The sequence below is a fragment of the Paenibacillus sp. 23TSA30-6 genome (assembly GCF_014858585.1).
In the GTDB taxonomy this organism is placed as follows: Bacteria; Bacillota; Bacilli; order Paenibacillales; family Paenibacillaceae; genus Paenibacillus.
The window spans coordinates 136,680-155,481 of the sequence record NZ_SLTL01000007.1 but is presented as its reverse complement, the minus strand read 5'-3'; the positions used below and the strand labels follow the sequence as shown (position 1 = coordinate 155,481).

Annotated in this window: 19 protein-coding genes; 14 read left to right on the top strand and 5 right to left on the bottom strand. The window is 48.5% G+C overall.

From position 1 onward, the window contains the following. The first annotated feature begins 115 nt into the window (after positions 1–115). Complete coding sequence (locus E0698_RS08625; protein ID WP_134910313.1) at positions 116–739, top strand: rhomboid family intramembrane serine protease; 624 nt, start codon at positions 116–118, stop codon at positions 737–739. Positions 740–837: 98 nt separating this feature from the next. Beyond that, positions 838–1,767 (top strand): LysR family transcriptional regulator, encoded by a 930-nt coding sequence (locus E0698_RS08620; RefSeq protein WP_014280860.1) that lies wholly within the window; start codon positions 838–840, stop codon positions 1,765–1,767. A gap of 95 nt (positions 1,768–1,862) precedes the next feature. Here E0698_RS08620 and E0698_RS08615 read toward each other — a convergent pair whose 3' ends face one another. Beyond that, on the bottom strand, positions 1,863–2,534 hold the full coding sequence (locus tag E0698_RS08615) for a zinc metallopeptidase (protein WP_134910312.1): 672 nt from the start codon (positions 2,532–2,534) through the stop codon (positions 1,863–1,865). 43 nt (positions 2,535–2,577) lie between these two features. Further along, positions 2,578–3,009 carry a MerR family transcriptional regulator gene (locus E0698_RS08610; RefSeq protein ID WP_187644882.1) on the bottom strand — a complete coding sequence of 144 codons (432 nt, stop codon included), beginning with the start codon at positions 3,007–3,009 and terminating at the stop codon, positions 2,578–2,580. A 295-nt stretch (positions 3,010–3,304) separates the two neighbouring features. Here E0698_RS08610 and E0698_RS08605 point away from each other — a divergent pair, with 295 nt between their 5' ends. The 4 genes from E0698_RS08605 to E0698_RS08590 all read left to right on the top strand — a co-directional run bounded on the left by E0698_RS08605 (position 3,305) and on the right by E0698_RS08590 (position 7,402). Then, positions 3,305–4,708 (top strand): ammonium transporter, encoded by a 1,404-nt coding sequence (locus E0698_RS08605; RefSeq protein ID WP_149094890.1) that lies wholly within the window; start codon positions 3,305–3,307, stop codon positions 4,706–4,708. Positions 4,709–4,756: 48 nt separating this feature from the next. Further along, on the top strand, positions 4,757–5,839 hold the full coding sequence (locus E0698_RS08600) for a DUF294 nucleotidyltransferase-like domain-containing protein (RefSeq protein WP_192511279.1): 1,083 nt from the start codon (positions 4,757–4,759) through the stop codon (positions 5,837–5,839). Next, a complete protein-coding gene (locus tag E0698_RS08595; protein WP_192511278.1) occupies positions 5,836–6,573 on the top strand; it encodes an exonuclease domain-containing protein in 738 nt (245 codons plus the stop codon). Before E0698_RS08600 ends, E0698_RS08595 begins: the two co-directional genes overlap by 4 nt. 178 nt (positions 6,574–6,751) lie before the next feature. Then, positions 6,752–7,402, top strand: a complete 651-nt coding sequence (locus E0698_RS08590) for a TlpA family protein disulfide reductase (protein WP_337916185.1) — start codon at positions 6,752–6,754, stop codon at positions 7,400–7,402. Positions 7,403–7,459: 57 nt separating this feature from the next. On the opposite strand, the gene cimA is transcribed toward E0698_RS08590, so the two are convergent. Beyond that, the gene (gene cimA, locus E0698_RS08585) at positions 7,460–9,076 is read right to left on the bottom strand and encodes a citramalate synthase (protein WP_192511277.1); all 1,617 of its coding nucleotides are present in this window, start codon (positions 9,074–9,076) and stop codon (positions 7,460–7,462) included. A 245-nt stretch (positions 9,077–9,321) separates the two neighbouring features. Between cimA and E0698_RS08580 the strand changes: the two genes are divergently transcribed. The 3 genes from E0698_RS08580 (at position 9,322) to E0698_RS08570 (ending at position 12,600) form a co-directional block, all read left to right on the top strand. Beyond that, positions 9,322–10,602: a DNA polymerase IV gene (locus E0698_RS08580; RefSeq protein ID WP_134910307.1), complete on the top strand. Its 1,281-nt coding sequence runs from the start codon at positions 9,322–9,324 to the stop codon at positions 10,600–10,602. A 162-nt stretch (positions 10,603–10,764) separates the two neighbouring features. Continuing rightward, positions 10,765–11,007, top strand: a complete 243-nt coding sequence (locus E0698_RS08575; RefSeq protein ID WP_014280869.1) for a ferredoxin — start codon at positions 10,765–10,767, stop codon at positions 11,005–11,007. A 162-nt stretch (positions 11,008–11,169) separates the two neighbouring features. After that, complete coding sequence (locus tag E0698_RS08570; protein WP_149094887.1) at positions 11,170–12,600, top strand: L,D-transpeptidase; 1,431 nt, start codon at positions 11,170–11,172, stop codon at positions 12,598–12,600. 26 nt (positions 12,601–12,626) lie between these two features. Here E0698_RS08570 and E0698_RS08565 read toward each other — a convergent pair whose 3' ends face one another. Next, complete coding sequence (locus tag E0698_RS08565) at positions 12,627–12,773, bottom strand: hypothetical protein (protein WP_014280871.1); 147 nt, start codon at positions 12,771–12,773, stop codon at positions 12,627–12,629. A gap of 218 nt (positions 12,774–12,991) precedes the next feature. On the opposite strand from E0698_RS08565, the gene E0698_RS08560 reads away from it, so the two are divergent. Genes E0698_RS08560 through E0698_RS08550 form a run of 3 tightly spaced genes read left to right on the top strand, consistent with a single transcriptional unit; the run spans position 12,992 to position 15,503 of the window. Next, entirely contained in the window at positions 12,992–14,086 is a 1,095-nt protein-coding gene (locus tag E0698_RS08560) for a quinone-dependent dihydroorotate dehydrogenase (RefSeq protein ID WP_192511276.1), read from the top strand. Positions 14,087–14,120: 34 nt separating this feature from the next. Next, complete coding sequence (locus tag E0698_RS08555; protein WP_134910304.1) at positions 14,121–14,933, top strand: GTP pyrophosphokinase; 813 nt, start codon at positions 14,121–14,123, stop codon at positions 14,931–14,933. Beyond that, positions 14,934–15,503 carry a DUF309 domain-containing protein gene (locus E0698_RS08550; protein WP_192511275.1) on the top strand — a complete coding sequence of 190 codons (570 nt, stop codon included), beginning with the start codon at positions 14,934–14,936 and terminating at the stop codon, positions 15,501–15,503. Positions 15,504–15,596: 93 nt separating this feature from the next. Here E0698_RS08550 and E0698_RS08545 read toward each other — a convergent pair whose 3' ends face one another. Continuing rightward, a complete protein-coding gene (locus E0698_RS08545) occupies positions 15,597–16,124 on the bottom strand; it encodes a thioredoxin family protein (RefSeq protein WP_192511274.1) in 528 nt (175 codons plus the stop codon). A gap of 163 nt (positions 16,125–16,287) precedes the next feature. Here E0698_RS08545 and E0698_RS08540 point away from each other — a divergent pair, with 163 nt between their 5' ends. Further along, complete coding sequence (locus E0698_RS08540; RefSeq protein ID WP_192511273.1) at positions 16,288–17,952, top strand: RsmB/NOP family class I SAM-dependent RNA methyltransferase; 1,665 nt, start codon at positions 16,288–16,290, stop codon at positions 17,950–17,952. Continuing rightward, positions 17,949–18,728: a pseudouridine synthase gene (locus tag E0698_RS08535; protein ID WP_134910301.1), complete on the top strand. Its 780-nt coding sequence runs from the start codon at positions 17,949–17,951 to the stop codon at positions 18,726–18,728. The genes E0698_RS08540 and E0698_RS08535 overlap by 4 nt, the downstream gene beginning before the upstream one ends. Positions 18,729–18,802 lie beyond the last annotated feature (74 nt).

The window sequence follows — 18,802 nt, the reverse complement described above, 5'->3', positions numbered from 1 at the left end:
ATAGCCTCCTTGGTTTTTAGCATTGGTTATCGTTGCTGAAATCTATTATAATCTTTTATAAAAGACATTGTCCAATTTGAATAAGGTGGAGACACCCCATGAAGGAAGGATTGCCTTGATTTTTTTACGGTATGAGAACTGGAAAAGTTATTTGCGTTTTTACCCGGTTACCTGTTTGATTCTGCTTATCAATATCGTGATGTTTATTGTGCTGACCGTACATGGCGGATCGGAAAATAGTTTGACACTAATCCGGTATGGGGCCTTGATCAATGAGGAGCCGTTTACCGACCAGTTATGGCGGTATGTGTCAGCTATGTTTTTACACGCGGGTTTTGATCATCTTTTCTTTAATTCCTTTGCGATTCTCGTATTTGCTCCACCGCTGGAACGTCTGCTGGGGTCCTTTCGCTACGTGCTGCTGTACCTCGCTACAGGCATTGTAGGAAACGTGCTGTCCATTGCGCATTACAACATGGTAGCGGAAACCACGGTCTCTGTAGGGGCGTCAGGAGCGATATATGGTATCTACGGCGCATTTCTGTACGTTGCTCTGTTTCAGCGGACGCTGATGGATGAAGCTTCACGCAAAACACTGTACACGCTGCTCGGCTTTGGTATCCTGTTTTCGTTCGCTGTGGCGAATATTAACTGGACCGCCCATTTTGGAGGACTGCTCAGCGGGTTTTTCTTGTATGGATTAATGATCAGATTGACTGGCCAACGTAAACGTCACTAAAGACAGCTTTACCGTAAGTCGGCAGGGCAAGAAAGAGGAAGGGGTTCGTCTAACCTCTTCTTCCGGATGTTGAAAAATAGATTGGAGCGAATAACGGAGTGGAATTACGACAGTTGCAATACTTCATGAAGGTAGCGCAAAAGGAACATGTCACTCAGGCAGCCGAGGAGCTGCATGTGGCGCAATCTGCGGTCAGTCGGCAAATTCATCAGCTTGAAGAGGAGCTGGGGGTTAACCTTTTTATGCAAAAGGGCCGCAACTTGCAGCTTACACCGGTGGGGCAGTTATTTTGCAAACGGGTTGAAACGATTATAAAGGATTTGGAGCGGGCTGTTCTGGAGGTCCATGAGTTTTTAGACCCCGAGGGTGGAGAAATTCGTATCGGCTTCCCGCACAGTTTGGGCATTCATCTTATTCCTACGGTTGTGGCTGAATTTCGTAAACGGTATCCGAATGTTAAATTCAGATTTAAACAGGGGATGTACCCAAGTTTGATCCGTGATGTGTTGGCGGGTGAGGTGGATTTGGCTTTTGTATCCCCTTTTCCGGATCGTCATGATCATGTCGAGGGAGATGTGGTGCTGACCGAGGAGCTGTTTGCGGTTCTTCCCCCTAATCATCCTTTGGCTTCTGCCGGGCACATCACGCTGGATCAGCTTAAAGGAGAAAAGTTCATCTTGTTCAGAGACGGTTACTCCCTGCGTCCGATTGTCTGGCAAGCTTGTCTGGAGGCCGGATTTACGCCTGACATCGCTTTTGAAGGCGAGGAGACGGATACGATCCGCGGATTAGTTGCCGCAGGTATGGGGGTCAGTCTTTTGCCGGAGATGGCGTTGTTCCAGACCAATCCGCTCCAGCCCGCGAGGGTGTCCATTGTTGATCCCGAGGTGACGCGAACCATTGGCTTAATTCACCGTAGAGATGACAAGCTTCCGTTGGTTGCCAAATCGTTCCGCACTTTTTTGTTGCAATATTTTGGTCTTCAAGGTAGCGGTACTGTGACGGATGGAAGTGCTAAAGCGGACTAACAACAGGCGAGTATAGGGAATTGGATAAAATATAAAAAGGTTGTTCCTCTACCATCATCATGGGGAGGAACAACCTTTTTTTGCTACAAAAGCGATTAGTCACGGCTGTTGAAGATGCCGATCAGGCGAATCAGCTCCAGTAAGGAAACGAGAGCGGCAGCCACATATGTTAATGCAGCGGCATTCAATACTTTAGCCACACCTCGTTCTTCATCACTGCGGATAAATCCTTCGGACACCATAATTTCACGGGCACGGTTGGAAGCATTAAATTCGACCGGCAATGTAATTAATTGAAAAGCAACAGTAGCTGAGAAAAAGATGATGCCCAAGCCAATCAGGTTTGTGTAGCTGAACAGTAACCCGGCAATCAACAGAAACGGTGCAATGCCAGATGCGAAGTTGACAATCGGGAAAATCCGGTGACGCAGCGCTAACATAGGATAATGCTCTTTATGCTGAATCGCATGACCGACCTCGTGACAAGCCACAGCAACTGCGGAAATAGATTTTTCATAATATACAGGCTCGGACAAGCGTACTACGCGTTGCATCGGATCATAGTGGTCAGATAACGCGCCAGGTACAGGTTCAATGGGCACATCGTGCAAACCGTTGCGATCCAGCATATGCCGGGCGGCATCGTAGCCTGTCAACCCGTTTTCGTTGGGAACATCAGACCATTTGTTAAAAGTACCTTTCACACGAAATTGCGCCCATAAGGATAAACCGAACGCAAGAATAATCAATATATACATCCCCATCATAAAGCAACCCTCCATTATTATTTCATCAAAACAGCCCGGGGATCTACATCATAGAACTGTGCTCCAGCAAATACTTCAGAGCTTCGATACAAGCGGCGCTTTGCGGTAGTAGACCAGTAAGCAGCTTACGTGCTTGAACGGGCTTGAGCTGCCCCAGAAGAGGCTGTAGCTCATTGACTTCGCGCTCCAGGCGCTGCATGTGCATCTCTAGACTTGTCAGCTTATCGGTGACGTGCTCTTCGCCCGGAACCGAATTCCACTTCATTAATGTCTGTTTAATTTCCTCGAGGCTATACTTCTCTTGTTTCATTTGGTTAATACGTTCAAGCCTTTTTAAAGTTTCATCATTATATAACCGATAATTTTTCAAAGACCGTTCTTCAGGTGCGATCAAACCGAGCTTCGTATAATAATCAATGGTCCGTTCGCTGACACCAGCCGTCTTGGCTAGCTCGCCAATTCGATATAGCTTCATATCCCCATCTGTCCTCACCTCGCGCTCTTCATTCAGCCTTCAATATTACGCATCTGCAAACAGAGTGCTTATAAAAATATTTTACATGATTCCCAACCGTACAGTCAAACGTCATGCTTTTCTAGCCCATGAAACAAGCTACTTTTATAGTTAGTAAACGTGACATGGAAAGTTCAAGATCACTTTTTTTTCGAATAATAAAAAAAATCTTGTCAAGTTTCATGTATTCTGATTATAATGACAATAAGAATTTCATGAAATGTAAAGAAACTTAACATTTGAGGGAGTGGGCTTCATGAGAAAAAAGTGGTTTGTTGCATTACTGTCCATGCTGACGGTACTGGCTTTTCCGGTAGGTGCGTTCGCTGCTGACGGTCCGACAAATATTCAGCTTCAAGCGGGATTAAACACGGCGTTTACCTTCTTGGCATTTATTCTTGTATTTTTCATGCAGGCGGGATTTGCATTGCTGGAGGCTGGCTCCACACGAATGAAGAATGCGGGGCATGTCGCTGGTAAAACGATTCTCACCACGGGCGTTGCAGCATTATCCTTCTGGGCTCTCGGGTTCGGGCTAGGCTTCGGTAACGATGGCGGTAACGGATTTATGGGGCTGACGGGTTTCTTCATGAGCGGCACGGATGCTGCTGTATCGTTTGACTCCCTTTCAAGTCTGGATGTTCCGATTACAATCATGTTTTTGTTCCACTTTGCTTTTGCTGCGGTATCTCTTTCTATCGCATGCGGGGGAATGGCAGAGCGTGCAAAATTAAGTGTATACATCATTTTCGGTATTTTGTTCTCCATCGTAATCTATCCGGTTGTAGCTCACTGGGTATGGGGCGGCGGCTGGCTCGGCAAGCTGGGCATGCAGGATTATGCCGGCTCGACGGTAGTCCATCTGACAGGAGCTACGGCGGCACTCGTCGCTACATTGCTGCTGAAACCGAGACTGGGCAAGTTCAACAAGGACGGCAAACCGAATATTATCCCTGGACATAATCAGGTATACTCCATTCTGGGGGTTATTATTCTCTGGTTCGGCTGGTTTGGATTTAACCCGGGTAGTGCTGTATCGGCTATGAATGACGGATTTTTCGGGTATGTGGCGGTAACCACGAATCTTGCGGCGGCGGCAGGTGGAGTATTTGCCCTGCTGGTATCTTGGATGGTCTATGGAAAAGCGGATATTCCGTCCATGCTGAACGGTGTACTGGCGGCTTTGGTAGCAATAACAGGGGCGTGCGCATTTGTAGCTCCTTGGGCGGCTCTGGTCATCGGTGCGGTAGCAGGGATTATTACCTTCTTCACAGCACAATGGTTTGAGCGTGCAAGAGTAGATGATCCGGTATATGCATTTTCCGTCCATGGTATTGCAGGGATGTGGGGTGCGATATCCACAGGATTGTTTGCTACTCCTGAACTGGTGAAAATAACAGGTGTTGGTCAAGCGGGGTTGTTCTATGGTGGCGGATTTACGCAATTGGGAGTACAGTTGCTTGGACTGGTAGGGACATTTGCTTTCGTATTCGTCATTTCCTTCATTATTCTGGGTGCAATGAAAGCCATTATGGGAATTCGTGTTACGGAAGAAGAAGAAACGATGGGGCTGGATATCAGCGAGCATGGTACGTACGGCTATCCTGAGCAAATGAAGCTGGTTGCCGAGGCTGAGAAGCGTTCTGGGACTGTAAGCTAATATGTAAAATATAAAGAGCCAGTATGAATGAGCGGAGGAGATGGAAGTATGGAACTGCAAAATACGGCACCTTGGGTGAGTTCAGCCGAAGCGATTGATCATGCAAATACGCCTGAATCGCTAAGGCAGGCCAGGGTCGATTCTCAAAAATGGCTGCTGGCTTCCCAAGCCTCCGCTCCGTTATCAGACTGGTTACAAACGGCGAATGATATGCATGACCGCATTGCAGCCAGAGCTGTGCAAATGTGCGAAAAAGGGATGGTTGAGGATGGCTTCGGCCTTCCTCCCGTCCCTTACGCATTTATAGCCTTCGGCAGCATGGGACGCTCGGAGTCGACGCTATGGAGTGACCAAGATAACGGTATGATTATTAGTGACACTGCATCTGTCGGGAAAGAATCATATTTTATGGAGTTCGGCCAGAGGATATCTGCAATGCTGGAATATTTGGGATATCCGAAATGTGAAGGGAAAGTGATGTGTTCAGAGCCGCTATGGCGCCAAACGTTGTCTGAGTGGCAGGAGCAGCTGGCAAAATGGTCCGATGATTTTGCATGGGAGCCGATTCGTTATCTGATTATCTCTTCTGATATGAGGCATATCGCTGGAGACGAGCAATTGTCAGCAGAATGGAAGCGGAGCTTTTATGCGTTGCTGCGTAAGCATCCCAATTTGCCGTCCGCGGTACTTAGAAACACGGTAAGGCATAAAGCGACACTTAATATTTTGGGTCAGATCGTTACCGAGCGCTTCGGGGAGCACGCGGGTGATTTTGATGTAAAATACGGTTTGTACATCCCGTTGGTAAATGCAGTACGGTTTTGGGCTTTGCAGCACGGGGTGGAGGAGACCTCTACGTTGAAAAGGCTCAGGCGGCTCGCGCTGCTGGAAGCAGCACCGTCACCTTTGCTGGATGCTTGTGAGCGGGCCTTTCGGATCGCGCTACAGCTTCGGATGGCTACTCCGGTGCAGGAAAAGAACGGACTCTTGGTTAGCAAGGGTTACCTTGCTGTCAAACCATTGAAGCAAGGTAAGGGCTGGCATGAACTGCGCGAGGCGCTTTCGACGGTACGGAGGCTACATCGTGCGCTGCAAAGACAGTTGCGGTTTACGGAAGGGAGAAGGTCATGAAGGAACCAGCGCAGGGAGGCGGCTTTTGGAGCGCTCTTCGCAGAGGAGGGGTACCGTCGGCCATCGCTTCTGTGATGGGAGCTCCTACGGCTCAGCAGATGGCCTTTATCCGTTCCTTAACTCGGGAGCAACGGCGCTCAGAGGTATTGCGAACCCCGCTGGAGCGTTTGGAAACGGTTGTTTTTGACTTGGAAACTACGGGATTTTCAGCGCAGCATGGAGATGAGATTTTATCGTTCGGTGCGATTCGGGTTGTTGGAGATACGATAATGGAAAAAGAACATTTTTACACGCTTGTCAATCCACGTACGGCAATTCCTGAGCACATTACGGAGCTTACCGGGATTACCCGGGAAATGACGGATGAGGCTTTGCCGCTTATGGATGGGCTGCATGATTTTATGTCCTTTGTAGGGGGGCGGGTGCTTGTAGCGCATGCCAGCGCTCATGACAAGGCTTTTCTGAATGCTGCGTTATGGAAAACATCTAAAGTGCAACTGACTCACCGTGTTCTGGATACGATGATGCTTGCCAAATGGCTGGAGCCGCAGCAGCATCAAACGTATAGTTTGGATGAGTTGCTGACCTATCAGGGCATACCGATTCAGGGGCGGCATCATGCCTTAGAGGATGCGAAAATGACGGCAAAGCTGTGGGTGGCATACGTTCAGGAAATGCTGAAGCGTAATGTGACCAATTTGGCAGATGTGTATGCTCATTTAAGCCATGCCTGATTCAGTACAAGGCACAAGCTTCAATATAGGACAACATTACAGCAAGTCTGCGATCATTCGTGGGTTTGCTGTTTTTTTTGTGCACCTGTACAGATTGGAAGGGTTAGAGGTGGGAGCAGGATGGGCACCATATGGAGAAGGTGAGAGTAATCCAGATGAAAGGCCGGGTGATTGGACTGTGAAAAAAGTTGTTTTTATTAAATTCCTGATGGTTATGCTGGTTGTAGGAGTAGCTTCATCGGGAGGAGCAACAAACATGACTTATGCGGCGAGCGCACCGGCTAAAAATGTGCAAATTCAGGAGGAATATGAAGGTGAGGGAAGACTTGAAACTGGCAAGGGGATAGAAACAGGGTTAGATGCTATAGAAGTGATGCAAAAGATACAGCCTGGTCAACCGCTTCCTTCCATAATTTTAAAAGGTTTGGACGGCAAATTCTACAATATAGGAGCCAAGCATCATAAAGCGCTGGTGATCAGCTTCTGGGCCTCGTGGTGCGATCCGTGCCGTTTGGAGGCACCTGTACTGAATGGGCTATATAGCAAGTACAAGCATGATGTGGACGTGTATGGGATTAATGTAACACGCTATGATCGGTTGGAGGATGTGCAAAAGTTTTCCCGCTCGCTAAACCTTCAATTTCCGGTTTTGTTGGATGAGCAAGGAGCGCTGTTTGAAAGGTTTGGGGGTGCTGCATTTCCGACGAATGTCATGGTTGACCGTCATGGACAGGTACGTGAAATCATAATCGGCATGCTTAACGAACGTGAGCTGGAACGAAAAATAGAATTACTGCAAAAAAAGACGGTGTCTTTAGGGGCCGAATAGACCGCAAAAGACACCGCTTATTAAATAAAAAGCATTCATCAAAGAGCAACCATCCAATCAGTGATTTACCAGTCCTTGGGGCGATAGTTCGTTCTGCTGATTTTTCGGAGACGGAGCTTCCAGCAACGCATAACGGAAGCTGTCCACCAGTGCTTCCCAGCTGGCTTCAATTACATTTTCGGATACGCCCACGTTACTCCATACGTCCTCGTAATTTTTGGACTCAATGAGCACGCGTACCTTGGCAGCGGTGGCATCCTTTTCATCGAGTACACGTACTTTATAGTCGGCCAGATGCATATCGCGCAGTGCCGGGAAATATTGAGAAAGAGCTTTACGCAGTGCGTTATCGAGCGCATTGACCGGACCGTTGCCTTCAGCGGCAGTATAAACGCTTGTGCCTGCAACATTCAGCTTCAAGAACGCTTCGGATACAACCGGGCGACCCGCTGTTTTCTCCACCAGCACCTTGAAGGACTCAAATGTGAACATTTCCTTCACTTCACCGCCTGCTTCACGAATGAGAAGCTCCAGCGAAGCATCGGCTCCTTCAAACTGGTAGCCCTGATGCTCCAGCTCCTTGATGCGGCTAATGACCCCACGTGCCTCATTGCTGGACGGATCAAGGGTTATGCCCAGCTCCTGCGCCTTGGACACAACATTGCTTTGCCCGGCAAGTTCAGAGACCAGCACCCGTTGCTTGTTGCCTACCAGTTCGGGAGCGATGTGCTCATAGGTTCGCGAGTCGCGCAGAATAGCTGACACGTGGATGCCGCCCTTGTGGGCAAAGGCAGCATTGCCGACATAAGGCTGGTTCACTGGCAAATTCACGTTGGCAATTTCGCTGACAAAGCGGGCCGTGTTGTGAAGCTGCTTTAGCTTGTCGGAGTCCAAACACTCGTAGCCGAGCTTGAGCTGCAAATTTGGAATGACGGAGCATAAATTAGCGTTACCACAGCGCTCGCCGTATCCATTAATCGTACCTTGGATTTGTCTCGCGCCTGCTTGCACTGCACTCAGTGTATTGGCTACAGCCAATTCACAGTCATTGTGTGTGTGAATGCCCAGCTTTGACCTTGTGAGCTGGCTATGCAGTGTGGTGACAATTTCCTGTATCTCATGCGGCATGGTGCCGCCATTGGTATCGCACATGACGAGCCAGTCTGCGCCTGCTTCTTCCGCTTTTTTCATGACGGCGAGTGCATATTCGGGATTATTTTTATATCCGTCAAAAAAATGCTCGGCATCAAAAATAACCTCCATGCCCCCTTGCTTTAAAAAGGCGATGGAGTCGTAAATCATGGATAGATTTTCTTCGAGTGTCGTCTGTAAGGCTGTGTGTACATGAAAATCCCATGATTTGCCGACGAGAGTAGCCGCTTGGGCGCCGGATTCCAGAATCCGTTGCAGGTTGGCATCCTGTGCCGCTATGCTATCTTTACGGCGTGTGCTGCCAAAGGCAACAATCTTGGCCTTTAGTCCCAGTTCTTGCACCCGTTTGAAAAATTCGATATCCTTGCTGTTGCTCCCGGGAATCCCGCCTTCAATATAATGAACACCGAGATCATCGAGTTTTTTGGCGATTTTCAATTTGTCGTCAGCAGACAAGCTAATTCCTTCTCCTTGAGTTCCGTCGCGCAGTGTTGTATCGAAGATAGAGATAGCGGTGGACATGAGGACTCCTCCTTCGCGGATTGCATAGATTGGTAGTGCTTTGCTTTTTTAAGCAGCTTATTTGATGATTTAACGCGGGAAAATAGAAAAGTGTCAACCTGCCTTGATTCGTATGATTTTTGATTATACCAACTTATGACTTCAAATGTAATATATAAATATCATTTTTGACCGCAAAACCTTATTTTCATGTAAAATAGGGCATAGCGTTATTTTATAATTTATAGTTAAAAGAAGGGTTGAGCATGAGAGATGTCAGTGCTTATTATCCGGTTGGTGGACGGGTTATTCTGCATGTCGATATGAACGCATTTTATTGTTCTGTTCATGCAGCGGAGGAACCGGAGAAATACAAGGGGTTGCCTACCGCAGTCGCGGGCAGCAGTGAGCTGCGCAGAGGTGTAATCGTAACCTGCTCCTATGAAGCCCGGCGATTGGGCATCTCAACAGGGATGGTCGTCCAGCAGGCCCGGCGGATTTGTCCGCAGCTCATCGTGATTCAGCCTGATTTTCACTTGTACCGTCGTTATTCCAAGGCTTTTATGAGCATTGCTTATTCGTATACACCTATGTTGGAGGCAACTTCAATTGATGAATGTTATCTGGATATTACAGGTTCCAAGCAGTTTGGAACGCCAATGGAGATTGCGGAGGAAATCCAGCGCAGAGTAGCGGACGAACTGGGACTGCCTTGCTCCATCGGAGTGGCGCCCAACAAGCTGCTTGCCAAAATGGCCTCTGACCTGAAAAAACCGCGCGGAATTTCTGTTTTGCGCTTGCGTGATGTGCCAAAGGTTTTGTGGAATCTCCCCTGTGGTCAATTGTTTGGTGTGGGACGGAAAACGGCCGACAAGCTTCGGCAAATGAACATTCGCACCATTGGCCAATTGGCCAAGGCGGACGAGCATGTGCTGATTGGCGTATTTGGCGTGACTGGCTCGTGGTTAAAGCTGGCTGCTAACGGGATTAATCATTCTCCGGTCAATACCGAGCGGGAGCCGAACAAGTCGATCGGACACACTACTACCTTGCCCATGGATGTGGTGGAGCTGGAGGAAGCCCAACGGGTGCTTCTCAATATTAGCGATCAGGTAGCCCGCCGGCTTCGACGGCATGGCATGCTGGCAGGAGGTATTCAACTGACCATTCGGACGCCGGAGATGAAGACCTTTACGCGTTCTCAGGTAAGGAGTATTCCTACGGAAAGCGCAGAGGACATATATAAGGAAGCTTGTGCGCTGTATAGGCGACATTGGGGAGAGGGCAAGCCTGTTCGTTTGCTTGGAATTACGCTTCAGCAGCTAATCCCAAAGGAAGAAGCTGCTGTTCAATTGGATCTATTTGAATACAAGGACCAGCCCAAAAAGGAAAGCTTGCTGAAGACAATGGATGCATTGCGAGACAAGTTTGGCGAAAATGCAGTTCTGACCGCCGGGATGCTGGGAGATGACCCTTCGGTACTTCTTCGGAACTCCAAGCTGCGCGGAACTTCGCTGCAAAAAGACAATCTCCAGACGCCTGAGTAAACTTTTTGGTGGATTTGTGTAAAGCAACGTAGGCATACGTTATAAGTATTTTTTGCATAAAGGATCAATGAAAATAATTTGTAATAATTTATTGTTTGTATTAATATGTGAATAGAATGCAAAAGCTGGTTTGTTTGATTGTATAGGAGGCAGAGGAGAGTTATGGCTAAATACACTTGGGTAGAAAAAGATACATGCATTGCGTGCGGAGCCTGTGGTGCTACAGCACCGGACATTTATGATTATGACGATGAGGGCTTGGCTGAAGTGATCTTTGATGGAGATGGAAACCAAGGCATCAAGGCAATTTCAGACGACCTGTTTGATGATATGCAGGATGCTTGCGATGGTTGCCCTACAGATTCTATTAAAGTTGCAGACGAGCCTTTCAATAAAGAAGGTTAAGTCTACGCTATCTTGGATAGGCACAGCACTGACAGCACTCTTTGCCGTACAACGGTGAAAAGGTGCTGTCGGTGCTGTTTTTTTATGTGCTGTTCATATGGCCTGTTTTGACCGATATACATAGTAAAGAATAGGGTAAGACTACACGATCAGGAGGATCCGATGAATCATTCGCCTCATCTTAAATCGTATGTAAAAATGCACCCTGATAATAAAATGGCCTGGTATTTGCTCGGCAAAGAGTATGAGAGCAGTGGTCAGGAGGGTAAAGCAAATTATTGTTTCAATCGCGCGGGTGAAGTGTTCGAAGCCTTCGAGCATAAACAGATTCCGGCAGACGTATGGATGGAGTATCAGGATAAAGTGGTGCAGATGTCCAAGGAGAAGGCGCGGAGAACGGCTCGAACGCGTTATTTGCTAACTACGTTGATGGTACTTCTTCTAATATGGGTACCTTCAGCCAATTCGCCGGGTCATTCGAGGGAAAGTGCATCCGTTCCGCCTGGAACAGAGCGTGTGGCAGCCGACAATGTCAAAGTGGCAGGAGAGCAGACTTCTGACCCGAATAAAGTGGCTCAGATCGGTGGGCCTGGTGCTGGTGGTATGTTTACGGCCCAAGCACGCACAGGCAGTTCAGCAGGAACAGCACTTGCAGATATGTTGGCAAAGGCTGGTCGTCTTCCGGCCGAGACTACAGTGCTGGGTATGGAGCAAAGTGGTTCTTGGCTGCTCTGGAGAGATCGTATGCAGCCGCTGCTTAGCTTGCAAAACAAAGGAAATGGAGGCTTAGCCGTCCAGTCTTACGACGCAGCAGCGTGTGCTTGTAAGCCGTCTGACAGTGAAAAGCTTCGAAAAGCAGGTCTACAATGGGCTGCGGGACAGGAAGAACTGGCTGTGCTGAATAGCTCCATGCGTGCTTTTCGTACGCAGCATCAACGTCTTCCTCAAAGTCTCGATGAGCTGACCGGAAGCTTTCCGGATAATATGATGTACGGTACGACAGACGGAATGAAGAAGGCTTTTACACCTATGCGGAGTTTACTTGCTTCACAGGGACAGAGGGCTGAAGGAGCAGCAAGTCAACAAGCTGGCTCGTCGGCTGAAAGCAGTCCTTTGCTGGCGTCGTCGCTGTATGGACGGCCTTTTCTGGGGCAGCCTCTGCGGATTGTGGTAGACAAGTCGAAGCACAGGCTCGGATTGGTGAGTGGCAATGTGCTGATCCGCAATTATCCTATCGGTTTGGGCGGAGAGCGGACTCCGGAAGGGAAGTTTGTTATTACGGATAAAGTCGTAAATCCGAACGGCAAGTCCAACGGTGAGTTTGGCAGCCGCGGTATGCAACTGTCTGCAACGAATTATGCCATCCACGGCACGAACGAGCCGGACAGCATTGGCAAAAATGAGTCATTGGGCTGCGTTCGCATGGGCAAACAGGATGTGGAGGAGTTATTTGCTCTCGTACCTTCAGGTACGGAGGTGGTCATTGGTACCGGGGGACTGCCTGATCGAGTGCTTGTGCCTGGCTCCCGATTTACGACTGAGCCGCAGCAGGACCAGACCAATCCCCGCAAAACCTATCACTGGCTAAATTAATCTTTAACGCTATTGCTAAGTGTAGTTTAACGATTTCCCGCTTGTGCCAAAACAACGACCAGAACAATCACAATGATGAGGAGAACAAAACTGACGGCGGTCCATACAATCGCTTTCTTGTTCACCTCGTCCTTTTTCTTTTGCAGACTTGGCGGCTTGCGCTTGGTCTTCATATCAGCAATCCCTCTTTTCTGACGGGCTATAGCCCTGTCTTACTATGTCCATTGTAAATGGTTTGATTATACATTTACAATGACATCTCCATGACAACTGAATTGTTCCTGATGCTGCACTCGCAAATTACTTTCTTTTTGGTATGGAAAAAGCTAAACTATTTTGTAGAGATGTTTTTTTAGGATTGCGCAAGGGCATAGAACGGAGTGGATGAATCGTGTTGTATCGAAGGATTGTGAAACCTGTTTTTTTCAAAATGAGTCCAGAGACGGCTCACCATGTAGTCATTGACGGGTTAAAGCATGCGGGCTCACTTCCTGGGGGAGCGACAGCGCTGCGGGGAATGTACGGGGTCAAGGAGACGCCGGATTTGGCCGTCGATCTGTTCGGTATCCATTTTCCCAATCCGATTGGACTGGCTGCGGGACTGGATAAAAATGCGGAAGCGGTTGTCGGTTTTTCTTCCATTGGTTTTGGTTTTATGGAAGTAGGCACGGTGACACCTGTGGGACAGCCGGGCAATGACCGTCCTCGTTTGTTCCGGTTGCCTCCCGATGAGGCGTTAGTGAATCGGATGGGCTTTAACAATCTGGGTGCGGAAAGCATGGCTAAACGTCTGGCTGCGCTGAAACATCGGCCTGTTCCGGTTGCTGTGAATATTGGTAAAAATAAAAACACGCCTAATGAGGATGCCCATAAGGATTATGAGAAGTGCATTTCCGCGCTGTATCCGTATGCGGACTTTTTTGTAGTAAATATTAGTTCACCGAATACGCCGGATCTACGAAAGCTTCAGCATGGTAGTGAGCTAAAATCGCTGCTGGAAGCAGTGCGTGCAGAAATGGGAGTACAGGCAACGAAGCATGGCGGAGCCAAGTCAGTGCTGGTCAAAATTGCGCCGGACGTATCGGATGAGGAACTGGAATATATGACAGACGCGATTGCGGCCAGTGGAGTGGACGGCATCATCGCGACGAATACGACAATTTCGAGGGCTGGCCTGACGCACCGGAATGCGGGTGAGACGGGCGGGCTTAGTGGTAAGCCGCTACGTGACCGTTCTACAGAGGTCATCGGACGAGTGTATCGCCAAACCGATGGCAAGCTGCCGATTATCGGATCGGGCGGCATTTTCAGCAGTCGTGATGCTTACGACAAAATTAAAGCAGGCGCAAGCCTGATTGAAATTTATACAGCATTGATCTATGAGGGACCAGAAGTGAACCGGACATTACATGCCGGTCTGCGTGAGCTGCTGCGAAAGGACGGCTTTAGACACATTAGCGAGGCTGTTGGTGCAGATCACAGATAAAAAAGTGTTGTCGGAAGAGACAGGAGGTACGGGGATGGACGGAAGAGACTGGGGAACATTTTTGCTGCCATATGATCAGGCGGTGGAGGAGCTTAAGGTCAAGTTCAAAACAATGCGTGCGGAGCTGAAAAAGCGCGAGGAATACGCTCCTATCGAATTCGTAACCGGACGGGTGAAAAAAATATCAAGCATCCTCGATAAAGCGAAGAGATTACAGGTTCCTTCTGATCAGCTGGAGACGGGAATCGAGGATATTGCAGGAATCCGCATTATGTGCCAATTTGTTGAGGATATCCGGCGGGTAGCCGAGTACATTCGAAGACGCAAGGATTTGACCGTACTGTATGAAAAGGACTATATCACCAATTATAAAGATAGCGGATACCGCAGCTTTCATATGATTGTGGAATATCCGGTGCAAACAGCGCTTGGATTAAAAATTGTGCTGGCAGAAATTCAGATTCGTACCTTGGCGATGAATTTTTGGGCGACCATTGAGCATTCCCTCAGCTATAAGTATCGTGAGAGCTTGCCAGATAATATGCGTACACGGTTAAAAAAGGCAGCCGAGGCGGCCTTCGTACTGGACAACGAGATGTCTTCGATGCGTCTTGAAATATTGGAAGCGCAGAAGAAGTTTGAGGATGAAGCGAATATTGTATCCAAAGTGCTGACAGGTATGCACCGACTGTATTTCTACCATAAGATCAGTGAAACGATTGATGCGCAGCGCAGGTTTAATGAGCTGTGGGAGCGGCACGACATGGAAGGAATCAAGCTGCTTCACGATGAGGTCAAAGAGATGCTAGAAGCCTCTACCAAGGAAGAAGACAGGGATGAGTATTAAATGACAAACCTTTCCTACGAACCGCTGTACGTGACTTATTTGGTATACTTCAATCGGGATCGGGATTATTTTGAATGTCACGAGGTACTGGAAGAGCTGTGGCTAAAGCTGGACCGTGACCCTGTATATAAAGGTTTGCTGCAAATTGCTGTAGGGCTGTATCACTTCCGTAACGGAAATTTTCGCGGTGGACATATGTTGCTGGACAGCGCGGTACACAAGCTGGCGCATGCGTCTCCGCAGGCGCTGGGCATTAACATGGAGAAGCTGGTGAACGAGGCGCGTGCTTGCGCCCGCCAGCTTGCCGAAGCCGTTGTAGCTGGCTCGAAAGATCTCCAGCACCAGCCGCCGGGTTTTCGGGATTTGACGATTGAAATCGTCGATCCCGTGCTACGCCAGGCTGTGGAGGAGGCATCGCCGTCCATAACAGCCAACATCCCGCAGCAGAGAGGCCCGCGGCGTGGGGAAAAGCATGAGCAGCGTCAGCAGGCGCTTGAGGCTTCTATGAGGCGCAGACAGGCGGCTGACGGCTCCTGCTCTGCCTCGCCCGGTACGAAGGGCACGATGTAGTTTGAAGCGTGCCCATTAAAGCAAGCAGCCCGATCCGTTTCAAGGGGATCGGGCTGCTTTATCGTTCAGTAGCCTAAGCCGTGTGGACGTTGTTTAGGAAGTTACATTCTTTTTATATTTTTCAAAAAAGGCTTTGAAATCATCGAGTGTGTAGCCGTTGTCGGAAGGATTTTCCTTCAAACCACCTACCATGCGCTCTTTTTCCACACCTTTTTCATAATAGATGAGCGTAGGGGTGTACTCAATTTTGTACTTGTCCCAGCCGTCCTCATACTCGCGCAGGTTAAATTCGTGCATGGTGATGTTTTCCTGCTTGCTCAAAGGCATTAGCTTGGGAGTGGTGGCGCGACAATGAACACAGTCAGATGCAAAATGATAGACGAAAAAGTTTTCCTTTTTGTCAATTTTGCTTTGCAGATCCTCCGGTTTAATAATCTGCTGATAGTTTGGATCATTCAGCAGCTCTTGGGTGGCAGGTTTTAACGAGGCTGTGGAAACGCCGTAAAGCTTGTTTTTAGTGCCTGAATTCAAAGCGAGCAGCACCCCAAGCAAAATGACGAGCACAACAAAAAAGCCAATGACAGGTATAAGCTTTTTTTTGTTGGATTTTTGAGCGTTCAATGCAATCTCTCCTATCAAAATTCAAAATATGTAGCTATGAATCTCATTATTATACAACATTACAGCTTGTAGTGAAAGTTTGTAAATCACACGGATATTGCAGCTTAACAGGTTGATTATGGTACAATAAATTTTATTTTAACAGGACAGGATGATTACAATTATGGGTGTACAGCTCCCTACAGCATTTGTGAAGCGCATGGAGCAATTGCTCGGCGACGAGTTTGAGGCTTTTATGGCTGCTTATGACCATACGCCTCATGCCGGGATACGCGTCAATACGTTAAAAATTTCGGTGGAGGCGTTTAAGGCGATTTCGCCGTTTGAACTGCGACCAATTCCGTGGTGTGATACAGGTTTTTATGTTCCGTACGGCACAAAGCCGGGGTTACATCCTTATTATCATGCGGGACTGTATTATGTGCAGGAACCAAGTGCAATGTCTCCGGTAGAATTGCTAAATGTTGCTCAGGGTGAGGCTGTATTGGACTTGTGCGCTGCACCGGGCGGGAAATCGACCCAAATTGCGGCCAAGCTGCAAGGAAGCGGTCTGCTCGTAACGAATGATATTAGCGCAGATCGAACCAAGGCATTGGCCAAAAATGTGGAATTATATGGTGTGCGAAATGCCGTAGTGCTGAATGAAAGCCCGGATCGAATCGCAGATGCCTTCCCTCATTTTTTTGATAAAATATTAATTGACGCTCCTTGCTCGGGAGAAGGGATGTTTCGCAAGGATGAGGATATGGCGAAGCAATGGGAAAACCATTCGGTGGACAAATGTGTAGTTATGCAGCGGGATATTTTGCGAGTGGCAGCATCTATGTTAAGTGCCGGGGGAAGAATTGTTTATTCGACCTGTACCTTTGCTCCAGAAGAAAATGAAGGGATGATCGCAGAGTTTCTGGAGGCACATCCTGATTTTGATGTTGTTCCTGTTCCTTCTGGAACGGGTTTTGCTTCAGGTCATCCAGAATGGGTGAGTGAAGCGGTTGCGGTAGGCCATCCGGAACTGCGTGGAACAGCACGCCTTTGGCCTCATCTTATAGAGGGTGAGGGTCATTTTATCGCTGTGTTGCAGCATCAAGGCAGTCGTACAGCTACAGCGGATAATCAGCGGGGAATGGTCGATTCCTTTAAATCCGCTGACAGGGACGAAAAGGCTTTAAACATAGGTTCGGATCGTGCCCGTAAGAAGCAGCGGCTGTCTGTCAAGGAAGCGCCGACGCCAGGTGGACAGGGCAGGTTTGCAGCTGGAGAGCACAAACGGAATCGAAAAGGGATGGACGGGAAATCGGGTAAAGGAGCGAATGTACGCGGTTTCGAGAACAACAAGTCTCGTTCTGGTAAAGATGCGGCAAAATGGGCTGGGCGGGGACAACATGATGTACTGGAGTCCTATCTCTATTTTGTACAGGAGCAGCTTGAGGCGTCATTTGCAGGCCATATGGTAGTTTACGGAGATCGGATTTATCAGTCGCCGCTGGAATCTTATCGTCTGGACGGGCTTAAGGTGGTCCGTCCGGGCTGGTTTATGGGAACAGACAAGAATGGTCGGTTTGTACCTTCGCACCCGCTGGCAGTGGCTTTGTGCCCTTCTGAGGCGGTCAGGAGCATAAACCTCTCCAGTTCAGACACAGAGGCCATCCGTTATTTGAAAGGTGAAACGTTATCCATCCCGGCCCAGCGAATGACGCTGCGGAACGAAGCACAGCCCAAAGGCTACGCTCTCGTATGCATTGACGGATATTCTGCCGGATGGGGCAAATGGCAGGACGGTATGCTCAAAAATGAATACCCTACAGGCTGGAGGTGGACATCGGTATGAGTGGGAAAGGAAGACAGACGCAGCGTTTGGACAAGGTTCTAACCCATATGGGATACGGTTCGCGCAGTGATATCAAGAGACAGGTAAAGCAAGGGATGATTACTGTGAACGGTCGGACTACCAAGGATAGCGGCTTGCAGGTTCATCCGTACAACGATCAGATTGAAGTGAACGGGGAACGGGTTGTTTTTCGGGAGTACGTTTATATCATGTTGCATAAGCCACCGGGCGTTATATCCGCTACCGAGGATACAAGAGAGCGAACGGTGCTGGATTTGCTGAGTGCAGAGGAACGGAATTTTGAGCCTTTTCCTGTAGGACGGCTGGATAAGGATACGGAAGGGCTGCTATTGTTAACGAACGATGGCAAGCTGGCGCATGAACTCTTATCTCCACGGCGACATGTTCCCAAAACGTATGAGGCTACGGTGTCGGGTCATGTGACGGAAGAGGATGTTCATCAATTTGCAGCAGGGGTGGAGTTGGATGACGGCTATGTCACTCTTCCGGCCCAATTGACCATTCTTCGTTATGAAAAAGCGCAAGAAGATGAAGAAGTCATTTCATACATTTCTCTTGTGATCCATGAAGGGAAGTTTCATCAGGTGAAGCGCATGTTTGAGGCGGTCGGCAAAAAGGTTACGTATTTGAAAAGAACGGCGATGGGGCCGTTAACGCTGGATGATCAGCTTCCTCTGGGCAGCTATCGTGAGCTGACGAACGAGGAGCTGGCATGGATCGGCCGGGATTTGGCATCTGCAACGTCAGAGGCTTAATGGATATAGTGAAGCAGCAATGACGCACAGGCTCTTATGGGAGTTCCCTGTGCGTCATTTTGCTATACAGACTA